This window comes from Streptomyces sp. AB3(2024) (assembly GCF_041862025.1).
In the GTDB taxonomy this organism is placed as follows: domain Bacteria; phylum Actinomycetota; class Actinomycetes; order Streptomycetales; family Streptomycetaceae; genus Streptomyces.
This window is the reverse complement of sequence record NZ_JBGWAB010000084.1, coordinates 21508-34853: the sequence shown is the minus strand read 5'-3', so window position 1 is coordinate 34853 and position 13346 is coordinate 21508. Positions and strand designations below refer to the sequence as shown.

Genomic DNA, 13346 nt, shown 5'->3' with positions numbered 1-13346 from the left:
TGTGGAGCCCGTATAAGACCCGGCACGCCGGGCAGTGGGTGATGAAGCAGGAACCACTACGCACGTGCTGGAAACAGCGGCGGCACGGTGGGAATCTCCCCCGTTCACGGGAGAGAGCGTCAATTCTTGCGCTCCGTGCTCACGATCACGACGACCCCCGCCACCACGATCGCCCCGCCGAGCACGATCGGCCAGGTCAGGGCCTCGTCGAGGATCAGCGCACCGAGCGCGACCGCGACGACCGGATTGACGTAGGCGTACGTGGACACCAGCGAGAGGGGCGCCGACCGCAGCAGCCACGTGTACGCGGTGAAACCGACGACCGACCCGACCAGCGCGAGGTAGCCCAGCGCCAGCCAGGAGGCGGTGGAGAAGGTGCCCGGGTCGAGGCCGTGCTGCTCCCCGCGCAGCAGCCCCACCAGGAGCCCGCCCGTGCCGCCCGCGAGCATCTGGTAGACGCTGCCGGTGAAGGGGTTGCCCGGCGCCGGGAGCCTGGCCCCCGAGAACGAGCCGAGCGACCACAGGAGGGAGGCCGCCAGCACCAGCAGTACCCCCGAGAGCCGGACCTCACCGCTCAGCCCCGGGCTGGTCAGCACCACCAGCCCCGCGAACCCCACCAGCACCCCGGCCAGGGTCCGCGCCGGCGGCCGGTCCCCGGTGGAGGCCCGCAGCACCACCAACCACATCGGCACCGCCGCCACCAGCAGGGCGGCCAGCCCCGACGGCAGCGAGGTCTCGGCCAGTACGACCAGGCCGTTGCCGCCCAGCACCAGCAGCAGGCCCACCAGGAACGCCGAGCCGATCTGTGCGCGGGTCGCCCGCAGCGCGCCCGGCCCGTACCGGCAGGCGACCACGACGGCCAGCACCAGTGCGGCGGTGAGGAAGCGCACCCCGGCGGACAGGAACGGCGGCATGGTCTGCACGACGATCCGGATGCCGAGGTACGTCGAGCCCCAGACGACGTACACCAGGCCCAGGGCGGTCCACACCGCGCCGTTGATCCGGCGGTGCGGGGCGGTCGCGGACTCGCCCACCAGCGGGGTCGGGGTGCTCATGGCCGGATCCTACGGTCGTTGCCGTCTGCACGCTTCCCGGCATCTCACCCCTTGAGCAGGGCGTTCACCTCGCCGTACGGGAGCGCGTGGGCGAGGGAGCCGTAGGTGCCGCCGGCGAGCAGCTCCTCGGTGGCGCGCCGGACGACGGCGTACGCGGCCTCGGCCACCCAGGATCCGAGGCTGACCCGGGCCACGCCGAGAGCGCCGAGCTCGGCGACCGGCGGGGTGGCGGGACCGGCGAGCACGTTGAGCGGGGCGTCGATGCCCTTGGCCAGTTCGGCGAGGACGGCGGGGTCGTGGACGCCGGGGACGAAGATGCCGGAGGCGCCGGCGGCGAGGTAGGCGGCTGCCCGCGCCAGGGTCTCCTCCAGGCGGCCCTCCGGCGCGCCGAGCCCGCGCAGGTAGGTGTCCACGCGGGCGTTGACGTACAGCGGGACCCCGGCGGCGTCGGCGGCGGCGCGCGCGGCGGCCAGGCGCTCGGCGTGCTCGGCGGGGGCGCGGTCGCCGTCCTCGATGTTCACGCCGACCGCTCCGGCGGCCAGCACCCCGGTGACGGTCTCCCCGACGGCGGCGGCGTCCGCGCCGAAGCCGCCCTCGATGTCGGCGGTGACGGGGACGGGGACGGCGGCGGCGACGCGGGCGATCAGGTCCAGGGCCCGGTCCCGGGCGAGGGCGTCGCCGTCGGGTGCCCCGAGGGACCAGGCGACGCCGGCGCTGGTGGTGGCCACGGCGGGCGCGCCGGCGGCGAGGGCGATGCGGGCGCCGGCGACGTCCCAGACGTTGGCGAGGGCGAGGGGGGCGGCGGGGGTGTGCAGGCGGGCGAAGGCGGTGGCCCGTGCGGCGAGGTCGGCTGTCGTGGTCATGACCCCAGTCCAGCAGACCGGACGGGCGGGGGCTGGCGGATTTCCGTCGTCCACGGAGGCCCGGCCTGACCCGCCGACCGTGTCGCACCGACCCTGACCCTGACCGGGGCCGGGGCCGGGGCCAGGGATGGCCGGCCGGGGTCGGGACGGGGTCAGGCGGCCAGGCCCGTCTTCGCTCCCGCGCCGCACAGGGGGAGGACCGCCGTGCGGCCCTGGAGCGGGTCGCCCGGGGCGTCGGGGCCGACCGCGGCCCAGCAGGCCGCCGCCGTCGGTTCGACGAAGAGGCCGCGCCGGGCCAGGTCCCGCTGGGCCGCGCGGAGCCGGTCGTCCGGGACCGTCAGGAAGGTCCCGCCGGACTTGCGGACCGCCGCCAGGATCTGCCGGGCCCGCGGCGGCGCCGGGATCGCGATGCCCTCCGCCAGGGTGGGGAGCTGGGGCACCGGTTCCGCGTCCTGCGCGCCCGCCGCGAAGGCGGCCGCCAGCGGGGACACCGCCTGCGCCTGCACCGCGATCAGCGCGGGCGCCCGCACCCCGCGCCGGGCCAGTTCCTCCACGGCCAGCGCCGCGCCCAGCAGCAGCGTGCCGTTGCCGACGGGGACGACGAGGGCGTCGGGGAGCCGGCCGCCGAGCGCCTCCCAGATCTCGTACGCGTACGTCTTCGTGCCGTGCAGGAAGTAGGGGTTGAAGACGTGGCTCGCGTAGAAGACCCCCGGCGCGTCCGCCGCGGCGCGGGCGGCCTCCGCGGTGGCCTCGCGCCCGCCGGGGACGATCCGTACGGACGCCCCGTGCGCCCGCATCTGTTCCGTCTTCTTCGCCGAAGTGCCCTCGGGCACGAAAACTTCACAACCCAGCCCGGCCCGCGCGCAGTACGCCGCCACCGACGTCCCCGCGTTGCCGCTGCTGTCCGCGATCACCCGCTCGGGACCCAGCCGCCGGGCCAGTTCGGCGAGCATCACCGCGCCCCGGTCCTTGAAGGACAACGTCGGCATCAGGTAGTCGAGTTTGGCGTGAATCCGCTCCGCGAGCGGGACCAGGGGAGTGTGTCCCTCCGCGAGGGAGACGGCGAACGCCCCCGGCAGCGGCAGTGCGGGCGCGTACCGCCACAGGGAGGGGGGCCCGGCCGCCGGTTCCAGGGGGGCGGCCGGATCGGGCGTGAAGTCGAGGTCCCAGGGGCCACCGCACAGGGGGCAGCACCACGGCGCGGTCCGCACGTCCGCGCGCGTGCCGTCCTCGGGGCAAAGGTAACCAGGGAGTGCGTGCGTCACGTGCGGACCACCTTTGCTCGTTCATGGCCGGTATATGGCACGGATGTTACGCGTCCGTTGTCCTCTTGTGGGATGGCGCACAGGTGGGTCAACCTTTCGGAGGCGACGGCCCGTTGGGCTCAATGCATTGTCATGAGCATGCCTAAAAGCGTCTCGGACGGGCCCCACGGATTCCCGCTCGACCCCCCGCACAGACCCCCGCACAGCCCCCCGCAGCGCACCGCCTATGAGGAGGACCCTCACATGTCCGTGATGCGTCACACCCGCCGGAAGACCGCCGGCGTCAGCGCGATCGCCGTCGTGGCCCTCGCGCTCGGCGCCGCCGCCGCGTTACCCGCTTCGGCGGCCGACCGCGGCGCGCAGGGCGTCATCGAGAACGCGGGGGCCGCCGGGTCCGTCCCCGGCAGCTACATCGTGACCCTGGACGACTCCGCGGCCCGCTCCACCGCCGACAGCGGCAAGGCCGTCGCCAAGCGGTACGGGGCGAGGATCGACCGGACCTACAGCGCCGCCCTCAACGGCTACTCCGTCGAGGTCTCCGAGGCGCAGGCCAGGAAGCTCGCCGCCGACCCGGCCGTCAAGTCGGTCGTGCAGAACCGCGTCTTCACCGTCGACGCCACCCAGCCGAGCCCGCCGTCCTGGGGACTGGACCGCATCGACCAGCGCGCGCTCCCCCTCGACCAGAGCTACACCTACCCGGACAAGGCCGGCGAGGGGGTGACGGCGTACATCATCGACACCGGTGTCCGGATCACCCACCAGGACCTCGGCGGGCGCGCCTCCTACGGCTACGACGCCATCGACAACGACAACACCGCCCAGGACGGCCACGGCCACGGCACCCACGTGGCCGGCACCGTCGCGGGGACCACGTACGGCGTGGCGAAGAAGGCGAAGATCGTCGGCGTCCGCGTCCTCGACAACAACGGCTCGGGCACCACCGCCCAGGTCGTCGCCGGCATCGACTGGGTGACCCGCAACGCGGTCAAGCCCGCCGTGGCCAACATGTCGCTCGGCGGCGGGGCGGACTCCGCGCTCGACACCGCCGTGCGCAACTCGATCGCCTCCGGCATCACCTACGGCGTCGCCGCGGGCAACGAGTCCACCGACGCCTCCACCAAGTCCCCGGCGCGAGTCGCCGAGGCCATCACCGTCGGCGCCACCACCAACACGGACGCGAAGGCCAGTTACTCCAACTACGGCAGCATCCTGGACCTCTTCGCCCCCGGCTCCTCCATCACCTCCTCGTGGGGCACCGGCGACACCGCCACGAACACCATCTCGGGCACCTCGATGGCCACCCCGCACGTCGTCGGCGCCGCCGCCCTCTACCTCTCCCAGAACCCGGCCAGCACCCCGGCGCAGGTCCGCGACGGCCTCGTCGCGGCGGCCACCCCGAACGTGGTGACCGGCCCCGGCACGGGCTCCCCGAACCGCCTGCTGAACGTGGGCGCCGGCACCACCCCGCCGAACCCGGGCACCCGCTTCGAGAACACCGCCGACTACGCGATCAACGACAACTCCACCGTCGAGTCGCCGATCACCGTCAGCGGGATCTCCGGCAACGCCCCTGCGACGCTGAGCGTGCCCGTCGACATCAAGCACACGTACGTCGGTGACCTCAAGGTCGACCTCGTCGCCCCCGACGGCACCGTCTACAACCTGCGCAACCGCACCGGCGGCAGCGCGGACGACATCGTCCAGACCTTCACGGTGAACGCCTCCTCCGAGGTGGCCAACGGGGTCTGGAAGCTGCGGGTCGCCGACCTCGCCGGTGCGGACACCGGGAAGATCGACTCCTGGGCCCTGCAGTTCTGAGCCGGCCCGTCCGGGCGACCGGGCGGTGAGGGGCGCGACAACGCGCTGGACCGCGCGATGACGGCGGGGGCGACCGATCACTCGGTCGCCCCCGCTGCGTACTATTTCGCGCGTTCGTTCGCCCCCTCCCCGCATCCCCCGTGACGGAGCACCCCACCCCGTGAGCACCCCGCCCCCGCACCAGCCCCCCGTGGGCCAGGGCCCGTTCCGGCCGGCCCTCAACGGGTTCGCCCTCGCCTCCCTGCTGGTCGGGCTGCTGTGCCTGCCGCCGCTGGGCATCGTCTTCGGGGTCGTGGCGCTGGTGCAGATCGCGCGCAAGGGGGAGCGCGGCAGGGCGCTGGCCGTCGTGGGCCTGGTGGTCTCCGTGGCGATGACGGCGGTACTCGTCCTCGGCGCGGGCCGTTACGGGGGGACGGTCCTCGGGCGGCTGGGCCCGGCGTGGGAGCCGGCGCGCGTCGAGGGCGAGCTGACGGCCATCGACGAACTGCGCGCGGGCGACTGCTTCAACGTCCCCGGCGGCGACCTCTTCGACGAGGACCCCCTCATCCACCGCATCGGCTGCGAGCGGGTGCACGACGCCGAGGTGACCTCCACGGCCCCCCTCGCGCTCACGGGCTCCCCCGGCACGACGCGGATCGAGGAGGAGGCGGCGCAGGCGTGCTGGACGGCGCAGGACGCGTACGCGATGGACACGTGGGCGCTGCCCCCCTATGCGGAGATGTTCTACTTCGCCCCCACGAGCGAGACCTGGCGCGACGGCGACCACCGGCTCGTGTGCGTGATCGGCACCTCGGGCCGGGATCACCGGGGCAGTCTGCGCAAGGACTCCGGGATGCTCACGGTCGATCAGGTGGCCCTGCTGAGGGTGCTGAACGAGTCCGACCGGGTGCTGGGCGACAATCCCCGGCGCGAGCTCGGCGTGGCGCTGGCGGAGTACCGGTCGTGGGCGCGCGAGGTCGACGGGGCGCTGGGCGCGGAGGCCGGGCTGCTGCGGGGGGTCGAGTCCCGGCCGGGCGTGGGTCCGGCGGCGCGCGCCCTGCTGAAGGAGGTCGAGGCGGCGCGCGTGCAGTGGCAGCGCGCCGCGCGGGCGGGGAAGACGGAGGAGTTCCAGCGGGCGTGGGACGCGGCGCTGGGGGCCACGACGATCGACACGGAGAAGGCGCTGCGGGGTACGTACGGACTGTCGACCCGGGTTCCGGAGTGGCTTGAGGAGTTCCCGCGAGACTCGGACGAGGGCTCGGGGAGCGGGTCCTGGTCGGAATCGGCCTGAGACCTCGTGGGTAACGCGCGGTAACGGGTTTGAGTGACCAGGCTTCATCACTTCGAGTGAAACTCTGGCCCGTGCTTGCGCACCTCAACGGTGGGTTGCCAGGGTGTAGCTGTCTGTCAACCTGATGGGAGTGGCCCGTGACTTTCGGTGAGCAGCCGGCCTATCTGCGCGTCGCCGGGGATCTGCGGCGAAAGATCGTCGATGGGTCCCTGCCCCCGCACGCCCGCCTCCCCTCGCAGGCCAGGATCCGCGAGGAGTACGGGGTCTCCGACACGGTCGCGCTGGAGGCCCGCAAGGTCCTCATGGCGGAGGGGCTGGTCGAAGGCCGCTCCGGGTCCGGCACGTACGTGCGCGAGCAGCCGGTCCCGCGGCGGGTCGCCCGATCCGGCTACCGCACGGGCGGCGCCTCGACCCCGTTCCGGCAGGAGCAGGCCGAGGCGGGCGCGCGCGGCACGTGGGAGTCCAGCAGCGAGCAGACCGGCGCACCGGCGGAGATCGCGAAGCGGCTGGGCATCGAACCGGGCGACCGCGTCATGCGCACCCGGTACGTCTTCCGCGACGCGGGCGAGGCGATGATGCTGTCCACCTCCTGGGAGCCGCTGGCCGTGACGGGCCGCACCCCGGTGATGCTGCCCGAGGAGGGGCCGCTCGGGGGCTCCGGGGTGGTGGACCGGATGGCGGCGATCGACGTGGTCGTGGACAACGTGGTCGAGGAGGTCGGTGCCCGGCCCGGCCTGGCCGAGGAGAGCATGTCGCTGGGCGGCGTCCCGGGGCACGTGGTCCTGGTCGTGAGCCGGACGTACTTCGCTTCGGGGCGGGCGGTGGAGACGGCGGACGTGGTCGTCCCGGCGGACCGCTACCGCCTCTCGTACCACCTGCCCGTCCGCTGATCCCCGCCCCGGCCGGGCCGTTGTCCGGGTTCCACCGGGCCGCGCGGCCCGGACCGGGCTCCGCCCGGATTCCTTCGGGGCTCCGCCCCCGGACCCCCGCGCCTCGAACGTCGGCGGGGCCGGATCTTCCGGCGTTAACGCCGTGGTGACGCCGGGCGGGGCCGCGTAACGCGCGGGCAACGCCCGGGTGTGACGGGGCGTCATGCAGCGGGCCTACCTTCCCGCGGTATGACCGACACCGCCCTCACGTCCACGCCCCCGAAGGAACCGCGCCGCGGCTACGCCAAGCTCGCCGCCGACGAGAGCCGCGAGGACTACTCGCTGAGATACGCCCCGCACGCGTTCCGCCGCTGGAGCCCCGGTGCCGTCGCCGGGACCGCGCTGGGTGGGATCGCCTACCTCGCCGACTTCGCCATCGGCGCCTCCATCGTCTTCGCCTACGGTTTCACCAGCGGCGCCGCCGCGATCCTGGCTGCCGCCGTGGTGATCTTCCTGACCGGCATCCCCATCGCCCGCGCGTGCGCCACGTACGGGCTGGACATGGACCTGGTGACCCGCGGTGCCGGATTCGGGTACTTCGGGTCGACGCTGACCTCCCTGATCTACGCCTCCTTCACCTTCATTTTCTTCGCGCTCGAAGGCTCGATCATGGCCCAGGCCATGCACCAGGCCTTCGGGCTGCCGGTCCAGCTCGGGTACCTCCTCACCACGCTGATCGTGATCCCCGTCGTCTTCCGCGGCATGGGTGCCCTCGCCAAGGTGCAGGCCTGGACCCAGCCCGTCTGGCTGATCGGGCTCGCACTGCCCTTCCTGGTCCTGGCCTTCGAGGCGCCCGGTGCCTGGGGCGCCTTCACCCGCTTCGGCGGCACCGGCGGGGCGGGCTCCGGCTTCTCCTGGATCGGCTTCGGCTTCGGGACGGGCATCGCCCTGTCCCTCATCGCCCAGATCGGCGAACAGGCCGACTACCTGAGGTTCATGCCGGCCGAGACCCCCGCCAACCGCCGCCGCCGCCGGCTCGCGATCCTCGCGGCCGGCCCCGGGTGGGTGGTCATCGGGGCCGCCAAGCAGCTCGGTGGAGCCTTCCTGGCGTTCGCGGCCCTGGAGGCCGTCGGCAAGACCCACGCCCTGGAGCCGATCGCCCCGCAGGTCGATGCGCTGCGCCCGTGGCTCGGCGGTCTCGCGCTGCCCGCCGCAGCCCTCTTCGTGATCGTGTCCCAGGTCAAGATCAACGTGACCAACGCCTACAGCGGATCCCTGTCCTGGTCCAACTTCTTCTCCCGCGTGACCCACCGCCACCCCGGCCGGGTCTGGTACATCTTCCTCAACCTCGCCATCGCGCTCACGCTGATGGAGCTGGACATGTTCGCGATGCTCGGCAGGCTCCTCGGCTTCTACTCCAACGTGGGCATCGCCTGGATCGCCGCCGTGGCCGCCGACCTCGTGATCAACAAGCGGCTCGGACTCAGCCCGCCCTACATCGAGTTCAAGAGGGCCTACCTGTACGCCGTCAACCCGGCGGGTTTCGGCGCGATGGTGATCGCCTCCACCGTCTCGATCCTCGCCTTCTCCGGCCTCTTCGGCATCTACGCCGAGGCCTTCTCCACCTTCATCGCCGCCGGACTCGCCCTGCTCCTGTGCCCGTTGATCGCCTGGGCGACGGGCGGGAAGTACTACCTGGCCAGGCCGAACACCGTCAACGGCCCGGACGCGGAGGTCGCGGACGTCACCGCCACGCACACCTGCGCCGTGTGCGAGACGGCGTACGAGCTCCCGGACATCGCCGACTGCCCCGCATGGTCGGGGCCGGTCTGTTCGCTGTGCTGTTCCCTCGACGCGACCTGCGGGGACGTCTGCCGCAAGGGGCCGGGGGCCGGTCCGGTGGCCCTGCCGACACCGTCCGTACGCCCGGTCTGAACCGGCGCGCACGGCCCGCTCGTACGCCTGGCCGGATGCGTACGCCCCCTAGGTACCTCTTTGTGAAAAACCGTATCCGCTGAGTAAAGGTCGGGCGTAAGCTCCGGCATATGCGCAATGCGGTTTCCTGGGCATGTACATCGGCGGAGGGTGAAGCGCGATGAACGACAGCGGTGCCCTGCTCCCATGGCTGGTCATACGTCAGGACGACAACGGCAACCGCTACCGGGTGGGCCGGTACCCCACCCGGGCCGAGGCCCAGAAGGTCGTCGACAGCCTCGACGACCGGGGACACAAGCAGCTCTACTGGGTCGAGCGGATCGAACAGGGCAGCCAGACTGCCACGATGAACTGACAGTCGGCGCTGGCATAGGCTCCGCTCATGACCGTACGCGTGGTTGTGGGCGGAGCCCTTTGTCATGACGGGCGCCTGCTGGCCGCCCGGCGCAGTGCGCCCCCCGAGGTCGCGGGCCGGTGGGAGCTCCCGGGCGGGAAGACCGAGCCCGGCGAGTCCGTGCCCGAGGCGCTGGTGCGCGAACTCCGTGAGGAGCTCGGCGTCGAGACCGAGGCGGTGGAGCGGATCCCGGGGGAGTGGCCGCTGAAGCCGGGGCTCGTCCTGCACGTGTGGACTGCGCGGCTGCTCTCGGGGGAGCCCGAGCCGCTGGAGGACCACGACGAACTGCGCTGGCTCGGGCCGCACGAGCTGGACTCGGTGGACTGGCTCGACCAGGACCGCCCGGCCGTCGCCGAAGCGGGCCGGCGGCTGCGCACCGGGGCGCACCGGGGCGCATGAAGCGCACGCTGTAGGCCGTCTGCGCCACAGTGCGCCGGTGCCGGGTGGATCGGGCGGGATCGGGTGGTACGGCGCCCCAAATAGGGGGTATGTCGCTATTAGTCCCTATCTCGTCCCCCTTTCGTCCCCGACGAACCGGACTGGGGTCGCTGGTGGCCCGGGAAGTGATCGGCGTGATCGACACAGACGGTGAATGCGCCGAGTGGGCCTTTCCCGCCGAACCCGGTGCCGTCCGCACCGCCCGCCACGCCGTGCGCGGCACCCTTCGCTCGTGGGGACTGGATTCCGTGGGCGACGTGACCGTCCTGCTGGTCAGCGAGCTGGTGACCAACTCCCTGCGCTACGCCTCCGGTCCCATCGGGGTCCGTCTGGTGCGGCGCGGTCCCGCCACCCCCGGTCTGGCCGGAGGCCCCGCCCTGTTGGTGGAGGTTTCCGATCCGCTTCCGGATCCGCCCCGCGAACGGGTCGCGCAGCCGGACGACGAGGGCGGGCGCGGACTGCATCTGGTCGCCGTCTCGGCGCAGCGCTGGGGGACCCGTCACGGGAAGTCGGGCAAAACCGTGTGGTTCGAGTTGGCTCTTCCTGGTGAGTAACAAGGTGAAGGGCGGCAGGGGGTCTCCCGGTGGACGTCCGGTGAAGACCCACCGGGCGTGGCCGGAAAACAACGGGACCCTTTTGTGATCGTGAACGCCGTGCCGTACGGGGCCGTGGTGCTGAATACTTCGGTCATGGCCGGTCCGGTTGCGGTGAGCTGGAGGGGACGGTCGCGTGAGCGAGATACCTGCGCAGGCACATCAGGCCCGCGTGCCCGGGGAGACGTGGCACGACTCCTTGTGGCACAGCAGCCCGCCTGGCTCGATATATGACTACATAAAGGTCGCATCTTTCTCGATCGGGCCCGACGGGCTCGTCGATCAGTGGAGTCTGCGCGCGGAAGAGCTGTTCGGGCTGACTGCGGCCCAGGCGGTGGGGCGCGATCCGGTGGACGCCTTCATGCCGCCGGAGCTGCGCGCCGGCGGACACCGCAAGGTCGCGGAGATCCTCGACGGCAAGGAGTGGACCGGCCTGGTCCCCTTCCGTATCCCGGGAGGCGACGGTGAGCACGGCGTGGCCGAGATCTATGTGATGCCGACCCAGACCGAGACCGCCGAACGGGCAGCGCTGTGCGTCGTCGTCGACGTGCGCGCGCTGCGGCGCATCGAGTCCGACCTCGCCGCCTCGCAGGCCATATTCGGCCAATCTCCCTTCGGGTTCCTGCTCTTCGGCACGGACCTGACCGTGCAGCGCGCCAACCGCCGCTTCGCGACCGTCTTCGGCGGGGCCGCGGAGGAGCACCGCGGCCGGACCGTGCACGACTACCTGCCGCCGCACGAGGCCGACCGGATGGCCGAGGCCCTGCGCCGGGTGCTGGAGACCGGCGAGTCCGTGACCGACCTGCGGATCACCGGCGCGGCCCCGGGCAGCCGGGACCACCGGCACTGGTCCATCAACCTCTACCGCGTGCACGGCGGCACCGGCCGTCCGATCGGTATCGCCGGCCTGGGCACCGACGTCACCCGCCGCCACCTCGCCGCCCGCGAGGCCGCCGGGGTGCGGCGCAACCTCGCCCTGCTCAACGAGGCCGGGCACCGGATCGGGAACTCCCTCGACCTGGAGACCACCGCCCGCGAACTCCTCGACGTCACCGTCCCCGGCTTCTGCGACCTGGCCGCCGTCGACCTCTACGAAGGGCTCCTGCTCGGCGACGACGACCGGCCCGCCCGCCCGCAGGGCCCCGGGGTGCCCTCCCTGCCCGGCCAGGGGGCCGGCCGGGCCCCGTCCGCGCCGCTGCGGCGGGTGGCCTTCGCCTCCGCCGTGTCCGACGCCCCGCTGTCGGGGCCCGGCCCGCTGGTCTCCGTAGGGGAGACCCACCGCTATCCGGCGGCGTCGCCCGGGGCGCTGGCCCTGCGCACGGCGCGCCCCCGGCTGATCGAGGGGGGCGCGCCGGACGGGCTCGTGCAGTCCACGCTGATCGTGCCGATGGTCGCCCACGACACGGTGGTGGGCCTCGCCCAGTTCTCCCGTACGAAGGGCAGCGAGCCCTTCGGCGAACGGGACCGGGCCGTCGCGGTGGAACTGGCCGCGCGCGCCGCCGTCTGCATCGACAACGCCCGCCTCTACCGGCGCGAGCACGAGCGGGCCCTGATCCTGCAGCGCAGCCTGCTGCCCCCCGGGGACCCGGAGGCGGCCGGACTGGACATCGCCTGCCGCTACCTGCCGGGGAACGCGGCCACCGAGGTCGGCGGCGACTGGTTCGACGTCATCGAGCTCCCCGGACACCGCACGGCACTGGTCGTCGGCGACGTGATGGGGCGCGGACTGCGGGCCGCCGTCGCCATGGGCGAACTGCGCACCGCCGTACGGACCCTGGCGCTGCTGGACCTGGAGCCGGCGGAGGTCCTCACCGCCCTCGACGAGGTGGCCCGCGGCCTCGGCGCCCACGGGGGTGCCGCGGGGGGCGGCTCCCAGCAGGCGGGGGGGGGGGGGGGCCGGCGGGCCCCCCCCCGCCCCCCCCCCCCCCCCCCCCCCCCCCCCCCCCCCCCCCCCCCCCCCCCCCCCCCCCCCCCCCCCGACCGCTCCGAGGTCTACCTCGCCACCTGCGTGTACGCCGTCTACGACCCGGTGACCCGGCGCTGCACCATCGCCAACGCGGGCCACATGCCGCCCGTGCTGGTCGAACCGGCCGAGGAGGGCGGGCCGCCGCGCCCCGGCCTGCTGCTGGAGATCCCGACCGGGATGCCGCTCGGGGTGGGCGGCGAACCCTTCGAGGAGGTCGAGGTGGAACTTCCCGAGGGGGCGCTGCTCGCCCTGTACACGGACGGGCTCGTGGAGTCCCGCGACCACCCCCTGGAGGAGGGGCTGCGAGGGCTGCGGGACGCGGTCGCGGATCCGGCCCGGCCGCTGGAGGAGATCTGCGACCACGTCCTGAACACCCTGCACACCCGGCACGGGGAGGACGACATCGCCCTGCTGATGGCGCGGGTGCAGGGGCTGCCGGTGGACGCGGTCGGCGACTGGCAGCTGCCGCGCGAGGCCCGCTCGGTGGGCCGGGCCCGGGAACTGGCCCGCGCGAAGCTGCCGGCCTGGGGCCTGGAGGGTCTACTCGACACCACGGAGCTGCTGGTCAGCGAGCTGGTGACGAACGCCCTGCGGTACGGGGAGGGCGAGATCCGCCTGCGCCTGCTGCTGGACCGGACCCTGGTGTGCGAGGTGTGGGACGCGAACCTGGCCCAGCCCCGCCGCCGCCGGGCCCGGGACACCGACGAGGGCGGCCGCGGTCTCCAGCTCGTCGGCCTCCTCTCCGCCGGCTGGGGCACCCGCCGCACCCACCGCGGCAAGACGGTCTGGTTCGAACTCCCCCTGCCCATGCCCGGAGCGCCGGGCGAGACGGTCACCGAACTCTCCGCGGAGCAGCTGCTGAGCATGTACGGCTGACCCG

Annotated in this window: 11 protein-coding genes; 8 read left to right on the top strand and 3 right to left on the bottom strand. The window is 73.4% G+C overall.

The window, feature by feature from the left end:
- Positions 1-119 precede the first annotated feature (119 nt).
- The 3 genes from ACEPPI_RS27255 to ACEPPI_RS27245 form a co-directional block, all read right to left on the bottom strand.
- A complete protein-coding gene (locus tag ACEPPI_RS27255; protein WP_373917912.1) occupies positions 120-1055 on the bottom strand; it encodes an EamA family transporter in 936 nt (311 codons plus the stop codon).
- A gap of 44 nt (positions 1056-1099) precedes the next feature.
- Positions 1100-1918: an isocitrate lyase/phosphoenolpyruvate mutase family protein gene (locus tag ACEPPI_RS27250; protein ID WP_373917911.1), complete on the bottom strand. Its 819-nt coding sequence runs from the start codon at positions 1916-1918 to the stop codon at positions 1100-1102.
- Between the two features lie 152 nt (positions 1919-2070).
- A complete protein-coding gene (locus ACEPPI_RS27245; RefSeq protein WP_373917910.1) occupies positions 2071-3183 on the bottom strand; it encodes a pyridoxal-phosphate dependent enzyme in 1113 nt (370 codons plus the stop codon).
- A gap of 243 nt (positions 3184-3426) precedes the next feature.
- Here ACEPPI_RS27245 and ACEPPI_RS27240 point away from each other — a divergent pair, with 243 nt between their 5' ends.
- From ACEPPI_RS27240 to ACEPPI_RS27205, 8 genes are all read left to right on the top strand, one after another.
- Positions 3427-5001, top strand: coding sequence for a S8 family serine peptidase (locus ACEPPI_RS27240; protein WP_373917908.1), 1575 nt, complete (start codon positions 3427-3429; stop codon positions 4999-5001).
- Positions 5002-5161: 160 nt separating this feature from the next.
- The gene (locus ACEPPI_RS27235) at positions 5162-6271 is read left to right on the top strand and encodes a DUF4190 domain-containing protein (protein WP_373917907.1); all 1110 of its coding nucleotides are present in this window, start codon (positions 5162-5164) and stop codon (positions 6269-6271) included.
- Positions 6272-6408: 137 nt separating this feature from the next.
- Positions 6409-7161 carry a GntR family transcriptional regulator gene (locus ACEPPI_RS27230; RefSeq protein ID WP_373917906.1) on the top strand — a complete coding sequence of 251 codons (753 nt, stop codon included), beginning with the start codon at positions 6409-6411 and terminating at the stop codon, positions 7159-7161.
- Between the two features lie 228 nt (positions 7162-7389).
- Complete coding sequence (locus tag ACEPPI_RS27225) at positions 7390-9075, top strand: cytosine permease (protein WP_373917905.1); 1686 nt, start codon at positions 7390-7392, stop codon at positions 9073-9075.
- A 160-nt stretch (positions 9076-9235) separates the two neighbouring features.
- The gene (locus ACEPPI_RS27220) at positions 9236-9430 is read left to right on the top strand and encodes an SPOR domain-containing protein (protein WP_266842006.1); all 195 of its coding nucleotides are present in this window, start codon (positions 9236-9238) and stop codon (positions 9428-9430) included.
- A gap of 27 nt (positions 9431-9457) precedes the next feature.
- Positions 9458-9868 carry a (deoxy)nucleoside triphosphate pyrophosphohydrolase gene (locus ACEPPI_RS27215; protein ID WP_373917904.1) on the top strand — a complete coding sequence of 137 codons (411 nt, stop codon included), beginning with the start codon at positions 9458-9460 and terminating at the stop codon, positions 9866-9868.
- A gap of 164 nt (positions 9869-10032) precedes the next feature.
- Complete coding sequence (locus tag ACEPPI_RS27210) at positions 10033-10461, top strand: ATP-binding protein (protein ID WP_266844006.1); 429 nt, start codon at positions 10033-10035, stop codon at positions 10459-10461.
- A gap of 238 nt (positions 10462-10699) precedes the next feature.
- Complete coding sequence (locus tag ACEPPI_RS27205) at positions 10700-13342, top strand: SpoIIE family protein phosphatase (protein ID WP_373917913.1); 2643 nt, start codon at positions 10700-10702, stop codon at positions 13340-13342.
- Positions 13343-13346 lie beyond the last annotated feature (4 nt).

Coding starts and splice junctions, on each gene's coding strand:
- ACEPPI_RS27225 (WP_373917905.1), top strand. CDS start 7,390: ATGACCGACACCGCCCTCACGTCCACGCCCCCGAAGGAACCGCGCCGC.
- ACEPPI_RS27255 (WP_373917912.1), bottom strand. CDS start 1,055: ATGAGCACCCCGACCCCGCTGGTGGGCGAGTCCGCGACCGCCCCGCAC.
- ACEPPI_RS27220 (WP_266842006.1), top strand. CDS start 9,236: ATGAACGACAGCGGTGCCCTGCTCCCATGGCTGGTCATACGTCAGGAC.
- ACEPPI_RS27240 (WP_373917908.1), top strand. CDS start 3,427: ATGTCCGTGATGCGTCACACCCGCCGGAAGACCGCCGGCGTCAGCGCG.
- ACEPPI_RS27250 (WP_373917911.1), bottom strand. CDS start 1,918: ATGACCACGACAGCCGACCTCGCCGCACGGGCCACCGCCTTCGCCCGC.
- ACEPPI_RS27215 (WP_373917904.1), top strand. CDS start 9,458: ATGACCGTACGCGTGGTTGTGGGCGGAGCCCTTTGTCATGACGGGCGC.